Source organism: Paenibacillus sp. FSL R5-0908, from assembly GCF_038006245.1.
Taxonomy (GTDB): Bacteria; Bacillota; Bacilli; order Paenibacillales; family Paenibacillaceae; genus Paenibacillus_AQ; species Paenibacillus_AQ odorifer.
This window is the reverse complement of record NZ_JBBOUV010000001.1, coordinates 4,896,465-4,915,058: the sequence shown is the minus strand read 5'-3', so window position 1 is coordinate 4,915,058 and position 18,594 is coordinate 4,896,465. Positions and strand designations below refer to the sequence as shown.

The following is an 18,594-nucleotide window of genomic DNA, read 5'->3' as shown; positions in this document are numbered from 1 at the left end:
GTAATTAATACCTATTGAATACCTATTGAATACCTATCCCGTGTTGCTTAAGGACCCAAAGGACGCTATTTGCAAATTTATAGCTCTTTGAGCCGGTTTTCGGACTCCAGTGCAGCTATTCCTTGAGGAAGGGGTCTTTTGTGGTGTTTTTCATGTCAATAGTGGCTATGCGGTCCGTTAGGATTCCAAATGGGGGATAATGCAGCATATAAGGTCAGCTGTGTCCGATAGGCTATGTCGTAAGTGTAAATGTGATATAAGCAAACGAAGTTTAGTGTTACAACACGAGCAAAGGTTTCGCTCAACGGATCAGATCAAAGAGCAAGCTAAAGTAAGACGCAGCAGGAAGACCAAACAGTAAAACCCAATAGTATATCCAAAAAAGAGGGAGTTCCAGCTGCCATAACGTAGCTGTTGGAATTCTCTCTTTTTTATGCAGCCGGATTAATCTTGACAGGATCTAATATTTGTATATAATTGGAATAGACCGACGGTCGGTCAATGGAATGGAGGACGTTGCAGATGAGAATTTCCAAAGAAGCGGAAGAACGTAGAAATGAAATATTGGATACAGCAGAAATGCTGTTTTTTACGAAAGGGTATACCAAAACGACAGTGAATGATGTCTTGCAGGCTATAGGTATTGCGAAGGGAACCTTCTACTATTATTTTAAATCGAAGGAAGAGGTCATGGATGCTGTTGTGCTGCGATTTATTGATGCTGGTGTAGCAGCTGCTAAGCAAATTACTGCAGATCCTAAGCTGACCGTTCATGAAAAGCTGCTGCAAATCATTATGGCGCAAAAGCCGGATACGGACCGAAAAAGCCAAATGATTGAGCAATTCCATCAGGCTGATAATGCACAGCTGCACCAGAAAAGCTTGGTGCAAACCATTTTGCGGCTAACTCCTGTTTTGACGGAGGTCATTGAGCAGGGTATAGAGGAGGGACTGTTTCAAAATCCGTATCCCCGGGAGACGATGGAATTTCTATTGATCACCTCTCAATTTCTTTTTGATGAAGGGATATTCAAGTGGCAGCCTGAGGAAATCATCCAGAAGATAAGAGCTTTTATCTATACGATGGAAATTACGCTGGGGGCGGAGAAGGGCAGCTTCGACTATGTGTTTCAAATGTTTGAGTAGGGGAGAGGGAATATTCTGAACAACAAATCCTTCGGAAATTTTATGATCATTTGGATGGGGGAGTGGATATCCAGTATTGGCAGCGGGTTGACGGCTTTCACCTTAGGGGTTTATGTGTTCCAGATGACGCAGACTGCCTCTAGCGTGGCACTTTTAACCTTATGTGCTTTTCTCCCTTCCATTGTGCTCAGTCCTTTTGGCGGCGTGTTAGCGGATCGGTTTGATCGGCGATTGATGATGATCGCAGGGGATTTGTTATCTGCTTTTGGACTTGTATATGTTCTCATCATCATGCTGCTGGGTGAACCTCATTTATGGCAGATTTGTCTGGGTGTGACGTTTAGTTCGATTTTTGTATCCTTGCTTGAACCTGCCTACAAGGCTACCATTACAGATTTATTAACAGAGGAGCAATTTGCCAAGGCCAGTGGTTTAGTTCAGCTTGCTGCGTCCTCAAAATATCTTCTTTCTCCTATTCTTGCCGGGATTTTGCTTAGCTTTATGGATATAAAAACTATCCTGCTTATAGATATCTCAACCTTTCTAGTTACAGTTCTTGCAGTGATGGCTGTTCGCAGGACTCTACAGACTGAACACAGAGTCCCGACGAATCAGTCGTTTGTAAAAGATTTGAAGGAGGGCTGGGATGCTCTTATATACACGAAAGGTGTACTGCAGCTTACGATCATTTTGTCTGTCGTTACTTTTTATGTGGGTTTTCTCCAAACCTTATATACGCCTATGCTTCTACCCTTTACGGATACGAAAACTCTAGGCACGGTTTTGTCTGTAAGTGCTATAGGGATGTTGCTCGGCAGTCTGATTATTGGAGTTTTTAGCATCGATCGTAAATATATCAAAGTATTAGCGCTCGGCCTAGGATTCGCCGGACTGTTTTTTTCTTTGGTGGGTCTGACCACGAATGTTGCTTTTATTACAGCTGCTGGCTTTTTATTTTTTGCAACGTTGCCTTTTGTTAATACCAGTGCTGACGTTATGATTCGCAACCATATCCCAAATGACACACAGGGGCGGGCATGGGGGATCATTGGCATTTTATCACAACTTGGTTATGTGGCTGCGTATGCTTTTGCTGGCATATTGGCTGATCAAGTGTTTAATCCTCTTTTACGAGAGGGAGGTCTGCTTGCTTCATCAGTAGGTAAGGTGATAGGCACAGGGGAAGGACGGGGAATCGGCCTATTATTTATCATCTCTGGTTTGCTCATCATTATTATGGCATTTGTGATCCCCCGAATGAAATCAATCCGTAACCTTGAACGTGGATAATTGAATTCTGTATTAGAGAGGAGAAGGCCCGTCAATGCTGCTACGAATTGTAAAAAGAGACCTTCAACGTAATAAAATCATTACCTTCGGATTATTTGTGTTTATCATGTTATCGGCTTTGCTTGTTGCTTCAGCGTCGCAAGTGATTATGGAATTGTTGGGGTCCTTGAATCAGCTATTGATTAAATCCAAAGCCCCTCATTTCGTGCAGATGCACACAGGACAAATCGACAGCTTAGCCATCGAGAGCTTTACAGCCGCTAATCCACTGGTGAAAGATCAACAAACCGTAGAGATGCTTAACTTGGATGGATCTAACGTTTATCTAGGCAGTAACCAAGGCTCGGAAGCAAATAGTGTGATGGATATCGGCTTTGTAGAGCAGAATCCTTCGTTTGATTTGCTGCTGAATTTAGAGAACAAGGTGATTGAGGTATCGGCAGGAGAAATCGCTGTCCCCATTTATTATATGAAGCAAAAGAATTTGAAAATCGGCGATGTAGTTAGCATTCTAGGTGAACAGTTTGATAAAAAGTTTGTGATTACTGATTTTGTAAGGGATGTCCAAATGAATCCAGCCATGGTCAGCTCCAAACGATTTGTCGTAAATACTGCTGACTTCATAGCGCTGAAACAGAAGCTGGGTGAACCTGAATACCTGATTGAATTTCAGCTTACGGATCTATCCAAGCTCAATGATTTCCGCAATGAGTATCAATCCTCAAATCTGCCCAATAAAGGCCCCTCCATTGACTATCCCTTATTTAAAACGCTGAATGCACTAACGGACGGGATTATCGCAGTTGTTATTATTTTGGTAAGTGTTCTGCTGATGCTGATTGCTATTTTATGCCTCAGATTTACGATGATCGCTACCTTGGAGGAGGATTACAGAGAGATAGGTGTCATGAAAGCAATTGGGATCACGCAGCAAGACATTCGCAGCATTTATTTAGCAAAATATATCGTGATGGCAGCCGTAGCCTCTGTATGTGGATATTTACTGTCTTTAGGTGTGGTTCGTTTGTTTACAGCCAATGTTACTTTGTATTTGGGCGTTGCTCCTGCCAGTATCCTTCAATATTTTGTTCCTGTCCTGGCGGTAGGTTTGATCTTTGGAGTTGTTGTATTCTTTTGCCGGATGATTCTTAGACGCTTTAATCGCATCACGGTCGTAGAAGCTTTACGGTCAGGTACGAGGGGTGAAGCAAGGATTAACACAAGCAGATTTTCACTTAGCAAGCGTAAATTTGTTAACGTGAATGCTTTTCTCGGGGTAAAAGATGTTTACGGGCGCTTCACCATGTACGGATTATTGTTCTTCGTATTTGTGATCAGTTTGTTTATCGTTCTAGTGCCAGTGAATATATTGAATACCCTTCAGTCTCCCCGGTTTGTTTCTTATATGGGCGTCGGTCAGAGCGATATTCGCATTGATTTGCAGCAATCGAACCAAATAGAGAAGCGTTTTAATGAGATGATAACCAAGCTTGAAAATGACCCGGACATCTCTAAATTTTCTCCACTGATTACTTCTAGATTTAAGGTATTAGGTAGTGATGGTGTATGGGAATCGCTAAATGTTGAAACCGGTGACTTTACTATTTTTCCGCTCTCGTATGTTCATGGAGGAACTCCTAGCAGTGCAAGTGAGATCGCTCTGTCTGACCTGAACGCCAAGGAACTGAATAAAAAGGTGGGGGATATTGTTCATTTAGAGGTTGCTGGGGAGGCAAAAAAATTGACCGTTAGCGGGATCTATCAGGATATAACTAATGGTGGCCGAACCGCAAAAGCACAATTGCCATATGATCCGAAGACGGTTCTCTGGTATGTAGTAGCTTTGGATGTGAACCCGGAAATTTCCGTCCAGACAAAAATGGATCAGTACACCAAATTATTTTATCCAGCAAAAATCACTCATCTGCAAAGCTATTTAGCTCAGACATTAGGAAATACAATTCGCCAATTGAAGCTGGTTACAGGCTTATCCATCGTTATCGCATTTTCGATTTCGGTATTGATTACCTCTTTATTTCTGAAAATGCTGCTTGCCAAGGATTCCTCGCAAACCGCTATTTTGAGAAGTGTTGGCTTTACGTTAGGAGATATTCGTAGGCAATACCTGGTAAGGATGCTGATAATATCAGGGCTGGGCGTCATTCTTGGTACTTTTGCAGCTAACACTCTCGGGCAAAAAATTGCTCAAATGTTAGGCTCTTTTATGGGGGCTTCTAAGATACAGTTTGTAGTCAATCCGGCGGTAGCCTATCTTATCCTTCCTCTACTTTTCATGCTGATTGTAGCGTTCACCACCGTAACAAGCACGATCTCAATGAGAAAATCCAGTTTAGCCAAACTAATTGCCGAATGATAGGAGGTGGCAGAATGTTCATATTAGAGACGAAGGGGTTAAAAAAAAGTTATTCAACAGGGCAAGGAACTCCGCAGTCGATATTAAAGGATGTTCAGCTTCAGGTGTCACAGGGGGAATTCATAGCTGTCATGGGACCTTCTGGTTCAGGAAAATCAACATTGCTGTATACGATCAGCGGGATGGATAAGTTGACAGAGGGAAGTGTTGTTTTTAAAGGGCAGGAGATCAGCGGAGTTTCAGAGAACGAATTAGCCGGTCTGCGCTTAAAGCATATGGGCTTTATTTTTCAGCAAATGCATCTGTTAAAAAACTTGAATATCCGCGACAATATCATCCTGTCTGCTTATCGGGCGAGAACCAGCAGCCGTAGAACTATCAATAAAAGAGCAGCTGAGTTAATGAACAAAACAGGAATATCTGCGCTGGCTGAACGTGATATTACACAGGTGTCAGGAGGACAATTACAAAGAGCAGCAATCTGCAGAGCACTCATTAATCAGCCAGATATATTATTTGGCGATGAGCCAACCGGGGCGCTTAACTCAAAAGCAGCTAGTGAAATCATGGACATATTAGCAGATATTAATCAATCAGGAACAACGCTTATAATCGCCACACATGATGCTAAAGTCGCTGCTCAAGCTGAGCGTGTCTTGTATATGCTAGATGGCAGCATTGCAGCTGAGCAACGGCTTGGAAAATATAATCGCGTAGATGGTGAATTGAAAAGGCGTGAGGAGAAGCTTGCGGCCTGGCTATTAAAGCTGGGATTCTGATTGGGGGATCTAGCGCTGTACGAATGTTAAACAATGTTTTGCAGTTTAATATCTGCCCAGCACTAAAACCTATCCTATATGCAATAATAACCACTCAATGCGAAGGCATTAAACAATTAAAAATCTATTAACGCACCTCAATCATTGCTGATATAAACCGATCAAAAAAGCAATTGCTCCGGCACATCCGGATAACAGCAATTGCTTTTTTGTTCACTTACTAATTCTTAAGAAAGCTTACGGCACTACGTAGATATTGGGTTTAGACACAGTGGCCATACCGTTACCTAGGAAAAATCCTGTGTGCGGAGGTTGATTGTAAGCTGTATTCTGCCAGGCAATGCTTAACCGATATACTGGATCATGCATTAAGGTATATATTTTATTAGTGGTGATGTTCGTAGTTGTATAGATTCGTAGAGCCGAGTTATCGGACTTTCTCCAGATTGCCTCTTCGCGCCAGTCTCCAAGCAGGTCGGCCTGTAGGCTTGGCGTTGCTTTGGTACTATTGTTGGATGCTACGCTCGCTCCGGTTAATAAATTGGTAACGGAGTTGCTTGCAGGGTTCCATTTATCAATCTTGACACCATCCAGCAGTTCGCGGGACAAGTCGCCATCCCACCAGATCCCAAAATTCACAGAAGGCATTGAGCTGCTTATTTTGGTGCCTGTAATGGAGTATAGGCCAACGCCGTGAGCCCATACCTCTTCCCCGGGATAATTGGGATCAATATCGGCAGCCATCCCCCGGCCGGTATCTTTTCCCGTGTATACACCCCATAAGACCGTCCCGTTTGCGGCATCCCATACCGCAGCGCCATAGGGAGAACTAGTATTTTCCATGACTTTAAAAACTTCGAGACCGGGGCGGTTCGGATTTAAATCGCCTACATGCAGCGCGTCTCCATGACCCAGCCCTGTATTGTATAAGGTCGCACCGTTATTATCAATGGTTAAGGCACCATAAATGATCTCATCCTTACCATCGTTATCCACATCGGCTACACTTAAGCTATGATTACCTTGACCGGCGGTTCCAGCATTGGTGGAGCTATTGCTATCAAAGGTCCATTTACGAGTTAAAGCACTGCCATTCCAGTCAAAGGCTACAACGACTGTGCGTGTATAATAACCACGTGCCATAATGATGCTTGGATGTACTCCATCCAGATAGGCTACTCCTGCTAAAAAGCGGTCTACTCGATTGCCGTAATTGTCACCCCAACTGGATACCGTTCCTCTGGCAGGAACATAATCAATTGTGGTTAAGGCTTTCCCCGTTTGTCCGGAAAATACACTCAGATATTCAGGTCCGGTCAGGATATATCCACTGGAATTGCGATAATCTGCACTTGCGTTTCCAAGGGTTACGCCAACTCCGTCAACCGTACCGTCTGCTGTTTTGCAGACTACTTCGGCTTTACCATCACCATTGAAATCATAGACTAGAAATTGAGTATAATGTGCGCCAGCCCGAATATTTTTACCCAGATCAATTCGCCATAGCCGAGTTCCATTCAGCTTATAAGCATCCAGATAGACGTTGCCTGTATAGCCACTTTGCGAGTTGTCTTTAGAATTGGAAGGATCCCACTTCAACACGATTTCATATTCCCCGTCACCGTCTAAGTCGCCCACGCTGGCATCATTGGCACTATAGGTATAACTTACGCCATCTGGCGTAGTGCCGTCAGCCGGAATTTGAATTGGAACGTCCAAATAATTGTTGGCCCATACATTTGCTGCTGGGGAATCAGATTTCTCAATACCGCCAATGATTGCTCGAATTGTATAGCTAGACGAAGTTGTGCCGGCGTTATCCTGATAATTTGTGCTGTCCGTGATTGGGGTAACGTTTACTTTTGTGCCATTGCGGTATAAATTAAAAGAAACCGACAGTTCTTCTGTTCCGAGTAGCCGCCAGCTCACAAATACACCGCTGGATACCTTGACTGCTACTAGTCCCCGATTTAGCTTTTCCGCTTGCCGGGCAGCTGCTGCCGAAACAGAGGAAAGAGAGCCAAAAGCTGCCGTCCCTAACGTAAAGACTAAAAACCAAATGATTACAAGATATCCTGACTGATGTAACCGCTTACTCATTAACGAAGCCTCCTTTTCATTTTTGGTTCACGAGGGTTACACAGGATGTCATAGTGAACAGTACATAATATTTCATAAAGACAAAAATATGTTTTAAATTTACTTGAACCATTTTAAATGAGTACGACTTTACTCACACAGAAAGGAATACATAAAATGGAAAATATAAGCTATAATTTAAAATTCGCTACACTTTGTGCCAAATATAATCTGGGTCTGTTGATGAATGAACCTGAACCGATAACAGGTGGACTCTTGCACAGAATGTATCGCCTGCAAACGGATAAAGCGCAATACGCAGTAAAGGCCTTAAATCCTCAAATTATGCAACGAGATACAGCCATGTCTAATTATATTTTTTCTGAAAGGGTTGCAAATCTGGCTTATCAAAAGGGGATCCATGCTGTTCCGGCAATCGTATCTAATGGCAATAGTATGCACGAGGTTGAGGGGCAATTTTATTTATTGTTTCCATGGGTTCAGGGGAAGGCATTACCTTTAGGTGAAATAGATTTAGATTGTTGTAAAAAGATTGGGGCAATTCTTGCGCAGCTCCACATCATCGATTTCTCACAGGGAATGGATGATCATCACTTTGAAACGCTTATAGCGTCTAATGCTGCAGTTGCCAATTGGAAAGAGCTTGCACTCAAAGGAGAGCAGCAGGGTGCAGACTGGTCAAGCTTGCTAGCAGATCACCTGCATAAGATACAGAATTGGGAGTCATTGATTCATTCTTCAGCGAGTCTATTGACGAATCATTATGTTATCAGTCATCGGGATTTAGACCCCAAAAATGTCTTGTGGGATGAGCAGAAAGTTCCAATAATAATCGATTGGGAAGCAGCAGGACCTATTCATCCGACAGTAGAGCTGATAGATGTAGCTTTATATTGGTCAGGTTCTGAATCGGGAGATTTAAGCAAAAAGGCATTCTCAAATTTGATTAACAGCTATCTGGAGCATGGCGGAGAGGTTTATGCGGATTGGCAGGTTGTGCTCAACTATGGCTTTTTGGGAAAATTAGAATGGTTAGCTTACAATATCAGACGTTCGCTAGGACTGGAGAGCTCGGATGACGCAGAACGGGAGCTGGGTACTTGTGAGGTAATCCGTACGATTAATGCATTACAGAACTATGCAGATTTTATTCCACAATGTTTATTATGGTTGGGAGATTTAGAGGAAGGTAGTGCCTAAGCTATTAAAAGAGGAAGAGAACTTATTTATGAATGTTGTTAACGCTACGATGGCAGCTATAAATGGATGAGTATGTTCCGATGGACCGGAAGGGGAGCACGTCAAAAATTTAAACTGACTGTAAGTTGAAAAGGAGGACTTATGAAAAAGTTTATAGTTATATCTGGCGTCTCGCTATTTTTGCTGGCGATTTCTTTTAGCCCATTGTTCAACTATATACGTGAGTATATAATTTCTGATCAAATTAATCAGCGTTATGAGATAAAGCATGCTGAAAAAGAATATAACCCAATAAACGTACAAGAGATAACGCTTGATGATAAGAATATTAAAATCAAAGAAGAAAAAACAGGCAGGAAAGCGGATTTGACCCTATGGGATGAAGAGGAGAAGGTCCTGCCTGGTGATATTGTCAAAGTTCAGTTCTTATTAAATGATCAAAAAATCTCCACCGCTGATGAAATATGGCTATCCAATCGGGACAGAGGCCGGTATTTTTCGTGGATAGATATTCTCACAGTAAAGGACCGAAAGACTGGTGAGGAACAAATAAACATAGTCCAAAGACTGACCGATGATAGTCAACCCATGGAAACAAGAAAATGGAAAATCATCACGATTGCCCAAGACGGAGAAGTAGACGAAGAGGTTCTCAGCTATGCTCAAAGAAGCAACAATCATTTAGGTGTCAGGCTAATCGAGTTCTCCGGTACCTCCCTTATGGGTATGGGCTATTATTCAGATGTTACTAAGGCCTACCCTAGTATTTTCTTCCCACTCCTATTTCCGTTTCTAACTGGTATAGCGGGTCTCCTGTTATTGATCTTTCTGATTGTTCTTTTACTGTTTGAGCTTCATTTTAGACGTGTTATTAGAAAAAGAGGGCGATAAAGACTGGGTACGTTCTGAATTACTTGTAGTTTCGAATTATCTTTAATTTAGTGCTAGTTGATAAGGCAAACAGCAGCAGTAAGACTCCGATTGAACCCATGACAGGACCAGGGCTGAAGAAATCAGACAAGGACGAGACAGCAGTAAGACCAATGGATGGGGCTACACTCATGATAGAACCTAATACACCGAACACCCTACCTTGGAGGTCTTCTGAAACTTCCAGTCTAAGGATTGTATTAATCAGCAACGTGCAGAATGAGAACATGAAGCCAATTACAAGAATGATAGGAATGGCAATCGCAGCGGAAGTGACGAATGATAACAGAAGGTATAGGGGACCGAGACATAGCAGTCCAGTCATAATAAGAAATCCTCTATTCTTCAGTTTGGAGCCGAGCAGCAAGATCAGACCGGATCCGATCATATAACCAAGTGGAATACAGGCTTCAATAAGTCCAAACTGAAAGGGAGTAGAATCCCACACTTTGACGGCCATAACCTGGGTCAACATCAGGGAGGGGACAAAAAATAAGGTTAAGGTAGGAAGCATAATCATAACGGCGCGTGCAAAAGGGTACCTCCAAATATAGCGAATTCCATCGATCAAATCCTGTGTGAATTTCCGTTCTTTCTTGGGCACGTTATTTAATTGAGTTGGCAAAGGAAGGGAGCGGACTGCTAGAACGAGCAGAAAGGAGATCAAGAACGTAGCTCCATCAAATAAAATAGCGTCGGCTGCTCCAAAACTCGCTACGAAAATACCACCAGCGGAATAACCAATAGTCCGGCAGATGTTTTCAGACAAGTTCAACAATCCTACCGCTTTTTGTAGATGTTCTTTACCAACAACAGTAGTGATAGAAGCTTGGTATGCCGGGGACTGGAATAAAGCTGAAACGGTCGTAAGACCCGTCAGTATAGCGACGACAATGAACGAAGTAGAGGGCAGGGAAATGGCTAAAGCTAGTGTCACTACAAGTCCGCAACTTATCAGATCTGTGATCAGCATGAGGGTTCGACGATTGATCCTATCCGCAAAAGTTCCCCCAATCGATCCTAGCAAAGAACTAAGCAATAAATTGATTATCGTGATGATGGCAATCATTTTGGCGCTGCCGGTCGTTTGCAGTACCCATAAACTTAAAGCAATACTATGAAAAGTGTTGCCAAATAAGGAAATGGAGTACGAACTGAGTAGCAGCAGGAATCTCCGATTTCCCCAAAGAGAGGGATAAACTTGAACAGCAGGGGGAACTTGTTTCACTAATACAGGACCAGGCATAAGTTATGCTCCTTTCAACTTAAACGCTTAAGTGAATAGCCAAAAAAATTATTCTACAAAATAGCAATTATTTTCTTGTGCGGAGTAGTCAGAATGATGCAATAATTTGTCCATGAGTTCAAATGCAGTAGCCGCTTTATCCCCAGTAAAAATGAATTTATGAACGTCATCGCCTAATATTTCCGGACAATTGCAGGTGCAAAGCACAGAGAGTTGTTCGAACCTCCCGTTTACTTCAACGTAACTTCCAATAAACTCATTAATGACAATGGCCTCTTTATAGCCCCCTCCCTGTAAGAATGTATTTAATTCCTCCAAATTGACAACGGTAAATATCGCTTCTTCAGGTAATGGAATACTGTCCTGAATAAAGCGGGTGAGGAAACAGTTATTGAAGCTCTCCATAATTAAACATACCTGTGAAAGGTCCTGTGGTTTTACCTTTTGCAGAACTGCTCGATAGTTGAAAAGGACCTGCTTAAAGAGTTTATCTTCAATCATGCTGTCGATCAGAATCAAAGGAATTCCTTCTACAAAATGTTTGGAGATCGAATAAAAGGCTTCCTCGCGCACATCGATCAGAAATACAGCCTCCAGCTTTCTTTCTACGATAATATCCAAAGAAGGCTGGTCAACATCAAGTGAATAGAGCAGCGTATGGTAACCAGCATTTGTTAACCGCTTTTCCAAGGCATGTATAAATGAGAACTGGGCATGGAGCTTCCAGTGTGGTGTATGGGCTGATGTGTTAACAAGCACACCGACCAATCCTGTTTTCTGATTCGCAAGTGAACGTGCTGCCAGATTCGGTATGTAATGCAGTTCCTCGGCAAGCTGAAGAATCTGCTGGCGTGTTTTCTCAGGAATGGTTTGGTTGCCGACACGATTCAGAACATAGCTCACTGTTGCGACGGAGACATTGGCACGAAGTGCGATGTCCTTCATGGTTGTCTTTTTCACCAGTAAATAGCTCCCTTATCCTTGTGATATTTTCTAAAGATTAACATTCTGATTCTAAAGCGTCAATGGGGGTGAGTGAGCGTTTAGATGACCCTGTTAAGTTTCTATAAATGGAAGAATTGCGGAAGGGTTGAAGAAAGAGGGCTTAACTCAGCTGGGACCTTTCTTAAAATTTGGGTAAATAAGTATTAAGATCTATGAACTTAAAACGGGCAGCGAGATGAGGTGTTACTTATGGATACGATTCCGGATGGAGATGAGTAATCTTTGTGAAACCGCTTCAGATAACGACACAATATTGTGAAAATTTTCACCTGTTTATTAAAAATTTTAATATATAATTAATTTATAATCAAAAACAAGGGGGATTTAAAATGAAGTTATTTAAAATGATGTTAGTAGCAGGCGTCTCGGTTGCAGTCTTATCTGGTTGTGGTGCGAATAATAATAATGCGACTAATTCGGCGGCTACTACGGCTCCAACTACAGAGCAAACGGATGCAGTTACTACAGCTTCAATCGTAAATCAAGCAGATACGTTTACCAAGGCTGTAAGTAAAGATGGAAATTGGATTATTGCCATTCTAAATGATGTGACCATTGCCCAAGATGTTGTTGTTGAAGGCGAATTCCATGATAAAGGGGCTGCAGACGGCGACATCTACCGTAAGATTGCTCTTTATGCCCAAGACGCTGATCACAAAGTTACTGCCAATTACACTCTCACTGTACCTAAGTTAACTGTACAAAGTGAAAATTTACGAGTTCAAGGCGGAACCATTAAAGGTGATGTTTATGTAGAAGCGAACGGATTTAACCTGCATGAAACCTCGACTATTGATGGAAATCTTTACTTCGCAAACGAAGATGTGAAAGCAACTGCAGGGATTGAAGGTAAAGTGACTGGGGCAACTGAAGTTAAATAAGTACGTGATGATTTCGATTAGGTAGAAGTAGAAGGACTAAATAGATAGAGTTATCTGGATAGGTTCAGGCAAAAGGAATCAGTATGAATGGGCTGACTCATAATGGGCTACACCCCATCTAGTTACCATATGAGAGCCGGCGGAAGCTTTGAAGTAACAAGTGATGGAGTATTGAAGTGTATAGTAGATGGTTTTAACTGTATTTTGTGCAACTAAAATGCTCAAAATGCTCGGCCAATGAAAATAGATGTATTTAATACATCTATTTTCTTGATTTAATACTCTACAGGGTATTTCTCTAGTTTTTAATTGTATAGAATACACTTAAAGTTCGAATCAGCCCTTGTAGAGATGGAATAAGTGTATAGAATGCAGTTATCTTACAGATTTCATCAAGATAGTGCGTTACATCGGAGTGAGTATCCAAAAGCTACGAATGATTGAGCTTAGCTCATAACCTACTCAAGCAAACCACCACAGACCCAAAACACCAGGCAGTGAACCTCCAACGGAGAATCGCTGCCTGGTTGTTTTTTTGTGGAAGAATATATGAACTGTTGTTGATTTTCTTCATATTGACTTATACTATTACTACCACTACTAGGAGGAACACATATGTCTAAGGAGTATTCGCGCACATATATTGAGAGCGTAAAGCTTGAAATGTTAAATAGGTTGGGATTAAAGCAGGTGTTCTTCAAGGAGCAAATAGGGGATAGCCTAATTTTTGAAGCTGTGGGTTTTGATAAAGGGGCAAAACATCGCTTTTGCGTTAGACCAAAGACGAAAACGATTGATGAATTCATATCAGGCAAATGGATGAAGGTCCGCAGTTTTATAATCAAAAGTGTGGATATTTAGTGTTGAACCCTATAAAGGTAGCCCCGTTAATCGGAGTTACCTTTTTATTTTTTGACCCATAGTCATTGATAATGTGAAGTATCACCATACAGATCGATGGTTGTTTTGGTTTCAGTTAGGGTTACTTTACATAATGCTGTAGAGAGAATATCCGGTAACTCCCCAATTTCCTGCAATGATTTATTGAGAAAATAAGCCATAATGACTTTTAAAGTCATCCGATGCGTGATGATGAGCACTTCAAGCCCTACGTTATCGTTTATGATGCACTCCATTGTCGGCACTACTCTTTGTTCAAGCTGCTTGTAAGTTTCACCTGAGGTTAGAGGAATATATAGATCGGGTCTGGTGAAAAAATGGGAATATTGTAAAGGGGATTCTAGTTGTATCTGATCCGTATTCATTCCTTCCCAGCTCCCCATGTTAATTTCCATTAAAGAAGCTTGCTGTTGAATAGGTAAACTCCGCTTTCCCCGTAAAATCTGCGCAGTATGCAATGCTCTTGGACTAGTACTAGAATAAATCGCGCCTAAGTTTAAGTTTTCTACTTCCAAACGATCTCTTAACCATTCCGCCTGCTGTTCGCCCAAGGCTGTAAGCGCAGAATTTTGATGCCCTTGCATTCGTTTTTGTAAATTCCATTCTGTTTGCCCGTGACGGGTTAAGTATAATACTGTCTTTGTCATTAACGTGACCTCCCTTATGAATAGTTGTAAGTATAAGATAAATAAATATAAATAAACAATATATAATAGTTAACATCCATAATGTATAGTTATAGTGAAATGGCTGAGGATAAGCGGCAAATACAGATATTACTTTATGAAGTGAGGAAGAGATCACGATGAACTATCATGTATTAAAATTGTTTTATTACGTTGCCATCACAGGTAGTGTGACCAAAGCCTCTGAACGTTTGCACATCAGCCAACCCGCTATATCAGCGCAAATCCGTAAGTTTGAACGGGAGAATCATATTTTGTTATTTGAAATTAAAGGAAAGAGGATGGTGCTCACCCCTTTAGGAAAAAGGTTAATCGAACCTCTTGAGAAATTTTTTGCTATGGGTGATCAAGTCCAGCAAATCATTGAAGATTATCACAAATTTCCTGAGGGGAATCTGCGGATTGCAGGTAATTATTTGGCGACAAGTATCCTCATTCCCCGGTGGGCGTCATTATTCAAACAATCTTTTCCGGAAGTTAACATTCAGATCACTACTACTAATTCTCATGATGTCATGGAAAAATTAAATAATTTTGAAGCAGACGTGGCGATATACAGTGATATGGAGTTTCCTACGCATAATACAGGAGTGTTCGAACATCGGAAGTTATATAGGGACGAGTATGTATTCGTGGTCTCTTCCCAGCACCCTTTTGCCAATCAGCAGCTTAGCTTTGAAGAAGTGATGTCTGAAGCATTTATTATGAGGGAAGAGGGCAGTGCAGCTAGAGAGCGGCTTGTCCGGTTGTGTGAAGAAAGAAGTGTACAGCAGCCAACGATTGGGCTTCAATTTAATGGAGTGAATGAAGTTATTCAAGCTGTCATTGCCGGTTATGGAATTAGTTATGTCTCCGCTTTGTTGGCGAAACCTTATCTTGATCAGGGAACATTAGCTAAAGTAGCAGTTGAAAATGTAGTCTCTCAGCATTCGATATGGATGGGCTACAGAAAGAAGGAACTTCAAGAAAGTTATATGCAGTCGTTTATTACGTTCGTTATGAAACAATTAAGTTTAAAATAATATTAGGAAATTAAAGATAATCTTATGGTAAACTATGGATAAAAGTTAGGAGGGTCATAATGGATCAAATTATATTCAAACAAATTAAGTTTGTGCGTAGTGTTACTGTGCGTGCAGTCGAGGGACTATCTGAGGGAACTTTGAATTGCATTCCAGAAGGGTTTAATAACAATATCCGCTGGAACTTGGGACATATTTATTTGGTGCAAGAGAAGTTTGCTTTTCATTCCGCTAGGGAACTTATGCAATTGCCGGCAAGCTTTGAACGCTTATTTGCGAAAGGGACTAAACCAGCCGAGTGGAATGAGGAACCGCCAACGCTTGAAGTTTTACTTGAGATGCTTACGGAGCAACCCAAACGGATCCAGGAAGCTTTTCACAATCGTTTAAGTGAGCAAGTAACTCCTCTTACAACAGGAAGTGGATTAACCTTAAATTCAATCGGTGAATTCATCAATTTCACACTTTACCATGAAGGTATGCACTTCAATACAATAAAATTATTAAATCGCTTTGCAGATAAAAGTCTTTAGAGTTCTCAAGTAGCAAAAAGTTTAAATCCAAGGAGACAGATGATGGAAGACGGAAGAATCTTGGGGATTGCTTACAATATGATTCCAGTTAAAGATTTAGAGAAATCTGCAGCCTGGTTTGTAAAGCATTTTAGTTTTAATATTAGGGACCGAAGAGACGGAAACTTAAGCTTATTCAGAGATAATAGGCCGATATTATGTTTGACTCAGAGTGATGATGATTCGAGGGCTGTGTTTGAGGTCAGAGGTAGGAAAAAATGGGTGATCACTTTTTTTGCAAATGATGTGCTTGCTCTTCACAGTCAATTAAAATCAGCAGATGTAAAAGTCGGAAATGTTAGTGATGAAGGTGAGTATGGGAAGTTTTTTGTATTTGAAGATCTGGATGGGAATCTATTCGATGTATGGGAACACCACGATTGTGAACTGATTTATTAGTTTAAAAAAGTGGTCAGAACTTAAATAAATTCAAATAACAAAAGATATCGATAAATAATTGGTATCTTTTGTTAGCTTTATGATCGAAAAAAAGATTTGTAAATGAAAAGGTTATATGATAATCTAATTTATGTAATACATGTAACCGGTTACACATTGGGGGATGAAGTGAAGAATGATGACAATCAAAGATGTCGCAAAAATAGCTGGAGTTTCGGTAGCAACAGTCTCCCGGGTTATTAATGAATCTGGTTATGTGAATATCGATACCCGCAAAAAGGTTGAGGCAGCGATCAAAGAAATGAATTATACCCCTAATGAGGTTGCAAGATCATTATACAAGCGGAAATCTAAATTAATCGGGCTGCTCTTGCCTGATATTACCAACCCTTTCTTCCCGCAGTTAGCGCGGGGGATAGAGGATCGGATGCAGGAGCAAGGTTATCGGATCATCTTTGGCAATAGTGATGAGAACGAAGATAAGGAGATGGATTATATTCAAACCTTTATCCAAAACAATGTCATTGGCATGATATCGTCAACCAACTTCCCTGAGAGCGACGTTTATTCTAACTTGAAGATTCCGGTCGTATTTCTCGACCGTACTTCTAACGATAGCCCTTCCGTATACGCAGATGGCAAAAAGGGCGGACGTCTTGCAGCACAAGAGATTATCGCACGGGGAAGCAAAAAAATTACAGTGATACAAGGACCGGCGCATATCAAACCTGCACAAGATCGATTTCTTGGGGCGATTGAAGTCCTTAATGAAATGGGAATCAGCTATAATGTGATCGAAACTTCATCCTTCTCCCATACAGTAGCAGAACAATGGGCTGTGGAGTTATTTGATAAATATATAGATACAGACGGCGTAATTGCCAGTAATGATATTGTGGCGACGGCAGTCATTCATGAAGCACATCGTTTAGGTAAAAGAGTGCCGCAGGATCTGCAAATCATCGGATTTGATGATATCCCGCTCAGCAGCTTGTTGTCACCTGCTTTATCCACCATTCGCCAGCCGGCACATGATATGGGTAGAGAAGCAGCGGGTTTACTTATTAAGCTAATTGAGCAAGATAAGGTGGAAGAGAAGATTATTCAATTACCCGTTAGCTTTGTGGAGCGGGAAACTACAAGAAGTAAAGAATAGATGACAACATGAGAAAGGTTGATAAATATGGCTAAGATATGTGTAATTGGCAGCTGTTCAATGGATTTAGTAGTGACTTCGAATAAGCGGCCTCACGCGGGTGAGACTGTGCTTGGAGAACAATTCTCCACCGTTCCGGGCGGTAAGGGTGCGAACCAAGCCGTCGCTGCTGCCCGTCTAGGAGCAGAAGTTACGATGGTTGGTTGTGTAGGTGATGATTTCTATGGTACCGCTATCATGGATAATCTGAAAAAGAATCGCGTTTTTACCGCCAATGTGGAACCGGTTACACATGTCGAAAGTGGAACAGCTCACATCATTTTAGCGGAAGGTGATAACAGCATTATCGTTGTAAAAGGAGCCAATGATTTAGTTACTCCTGCATTGGTTGAACGCGCACTTGAGAATATTAAAGGCTCTGACATGGTATTAATCCAACAAGAAATTCCGGAAGAGACGGTGTCTTATGTAAGTGAGATTTGCTATAAATTCAATGTGCCAATGTTGCTTAACCCAGCACCTGCTCGGCCTATCAGTGAAACGATTATAAACAATGCCACCTATTTAACTCCCAATGAACATGAATGTGCAATATTATTTCCTGAGATGAGTACTGCTGAAGCTTTACGCAAATATCCCAATAAGTTATTTATAACCGAGGGCAGCAATGGTGTACGTTATTACGATGGTAAACAGGAAGTTTTAGTTCCCACCTATAAAGTGAATGCTATAGATACCACTGGAGCAGGAGATACTTTTAATGCGGCATTTGCTGTTGCTCTAGCTGAAGGCAAGTCTATTCGTACTAGTGTAAAGTTTGCCAACCGCGCCGCTTCTTTATCCGTCACAAAATTTGGTGCCCAAGGTGGCATGCCAACAAGAGTAGAGGTGGAGGTGAGTCTTTAATT

17 protein-coding genes are annotated in these 18,594 nt (G+C 41.5%); 13 read left to right on the top strand and 4 right to left on the bottom strand.

Annotated features, from left to right (window positions below; genetic code table 11):
* Nucleotides 1-522 precede the first annotated feature (522 nt).
* The 4 genes from MKZ09_RS22390 to MKZ09_RS22375 are packed head-to-tail and all read left to right on the top strand — an operon-like array spanning nucleotide 523 to nucleotide 5,589.
* Nucleotides 523-1,146, top strand: coding sequence for a TetR/AcrR family transcriptional regulator (locus MKZ09_RS22390; protein ID WP_076201440.1), 624 nt, complete (start codon nucleotides 523-525; stop codon nucleotides 1,144-1,146).
* Between the two features lie 42 nt (nucleotides 1,147-1,188).
* Nucleotides 1,189-2,436 (top strand): MFS transporter, encoded by a 1,248-nt coding sequence (locus tag MKZ09_RS22385; protein ID WP_179089503.1) that lies wholly within the window; start codon nucleotides 1,189-1,191, stop codon nucleotides 2,434-2,436.
* Nucleotides 2,437-2,470: 34 nt separating this feature from the next.
* Nucleotides 2,471-4,810, top strand: coding sequence for an ABC transporter permease (locus MKZ09_RS22380; RefSeq protein WP_076201442.1), 2,340 nt, complete (start codon nucleotides 2,471-2,473; stop codon nucleotides 4,808-4,810).
* A gap of 14 nt (nucleotides 4,811-4,824) precedes the next feature.
* Nucleotides 4,825-5,589 (top strand): ABC transporter ATP-binding protein, encoded by a 765-nt coding sequence (locus MKZ09_RS22375; protein ID WP_076134333.1) that lies wholly within the window; start codon nucleotides 4,825-4,827, stop codon nucleotides 5,587-5,589.
* Between the two features lie 237 nt (nucleotides 5,590-5,826).
* Here the strand turns inward: MKZ09_RS22375 and MKZ09_RS22370 are convergent, their stop codons facing one another.
* The gene (locus MKZ09_RS22370) at nucleotides 5,827-7,689 is read right to left on the bottom strand and encodes a rhamnogalacturonan lyase (protein ID WP_179089504.1); all 1,863 of its coding nucleotides are present in this window, start codon (nucleotides 7,687-7,689) and stop codon (nucleotides 5,827-5,829) included.
* A gap of 156 nt (nucleotides 7,690-7,845) precedes the next feature.
* Here MKZ09_RS22370 and MKZ09_RS22365 point away from each other — a divergent pair, with 156 nt between their 5' ends.
* Together MKZ09_RS22365 and MKZ09_RS22360 are read left to right on the top strand one after the other, a co-directional pair.
* Nucleotides 7,846-8,889 (top strand): phosphotransferase, encoded by a 1,044-nt coding sequence (locus MKZ09_RS22365; protein ID WP_076201443.1) that lies wholly within the window; start codon nucleotides 7,846-7,848, stop codon nucleotides 8,887-8,889.
* A 141-nt stretch (nucleotides 8,890-9,030) separates the two neighbouring features.
* Nucleotides 9,031-9,780: a hypothetical protein gene (locus MKZ09_RS22360; RefSeq protein WP_076201444.1), complete on the top strand. Its 750-nt coding sequence runs from the start codon at nucleotides 9,031-9,033 to the stop codon at nucleotides 9,778-9,780.
* Between the two features lie 19 nt (nucleotides 9,781-9,799).
* Here MKZ09_RS22360 and MKZ09_RS22355 read toward each other — a convergent pair whose 3' ends face one another.
* Complete coding sequence (locus MKZ09_RS22355; protein WP_076134336.1) at nucleotides 9,800-11,065, bottom strand: MFS transporter; 1,266 nt, start codon at nucleotides 11,063-11,065, stop codon at nucleotides 9,800-9,802.
* 48 nt (nucleotides 11,066-11,113) lie between these two features.
* Nucleotides 11,114-12,025 carry a LacI family DNA-binding transcriptional regulator gene (locus MKZ09_RS22350; RefSeq protein ID WP_076201445.1) on the bottom strand — a complete coding sequence of 304 codons (912 nt, stop codon included), beginning with the start codon at nucleotides 12,023-12,025 and terminating at the stop codon, nucleotides 11,114-11,116.
* Between the two features lie 374 nt (nucleotides 12,026-12,399).
* Here MKZ09_RS22350 and MKZ09_RS22345 point away from each other — a divergent pair, with 374 nt between their 5' ends.
* The gene (locus MKZ09_RS22345) at nucleotides 12,400-12,951 is read left to right on the top strand and encodes a polymer-forming cytoskeletal protein (RefSeq protein WP_076201447.1); all 552 of its coding nucleotides are present in this window, start codon (nucleotides 12,400-12,402) and stop codon (nucleotides 12,949-12,951) included.
* Between the two features lie 615 nt (nucleotides 12,952-13,566).
* On the top strand, nucleotides 13,567-13,812 hold the full coding sequence (locus tag MKZ09_RS22340; protein ID WP_036688955.1) for a hypothetical protein: 246 nt from the start codon (nucleotides 13,567-13,569) through the stop codon (nucleotides 13,810-13,812).
* A 62-nt stretch (nucleotides 13,813-13,874) separates the two neighbouring features.
* On the opposite strand, the gene MKZ09_RS22335 is transcribed toward MKZ09_RS22340, so the two are convergent.
* Complete coding sequence (locus MKZ09_RS22335; protein ID WP_076201449.1) at nucleotides 13,875-14,498, bottom strand: histidine phosphatase family protein; 624 nt, start codon at nucleotides 14,496-14,498, stop codon at nucleotides 13,875-13,877.
* A 158-nt stretch (nucleotides 14,499-14,656) separates the two neighbouring features.
* Here MKZ09_RS22335 and MKZ09_RS22330 point away from each other — a divergent pair, with 158 nt between their 5' ends.
* From MKZ09_RS22330 to rbsK, 5 genes are all read left to right on the top strand, one after another.
* Nucleotides 14,657-15,559, top strand: a complete 903-nt coding sequence (locus MKZ09_RS22330) for a LysR family transcriptional regulator (protein ID WP_076201451.1) — start codon at nucleotides 14,657-14,659, stop codon at nucleotides 15,557-15,559.
* Between the two features lie 59 nt (nucleotides 15,560-15,618).
* Nucleotides 15,619-16,092 carry a DinB family protein gene (locus MKZ09_RS22325; protein ID WP_076201453.1) on the top strand — a complete coding sequence of 158 codons (474 nt, stop codon included), beginning with the start codon at nucleotides 15,619-15,621 and terminating at the stop codon, nucleotides 16,090-16,092.
* A 39-nt stretch (nucleotides 16,093-16,131) separates the two neighbouring features.
* A complete protein-coding gene (locus MKZ09_RS22320; protein WP_256719141.1) occupies nucleotides 16,132-16,530 on the top strand; it encodes a VOC family protein in 399 nt (132 codons plus the stop codon).
* Nucleotides 16,531-16,705: 175 nt separating this feature from the next.
* Entirely contained in the window at nucleotides 16,706-17,686 is a 981-nt protein-coding gene (locus MKZ09_RS22315) for a LacI family DNA-binding transcriptional regulator (RefSeq protein ID WP_076127368.1), read from the top strand.
* Nucleotides 17,687-17,713: 27 nt separating this feature from the next.
* Entirely contained in the window at nucleotides 17,714-18,592 is an 879-nt protein-coding gene (rbsK, locus tag MKZ09_RS22310; RefSeq protein ID WP_076201458.1) for a ribokinase, read from the top strand.
* Nucleotides 18,593-18,594 lie beyond the last annotated feature (2 nt).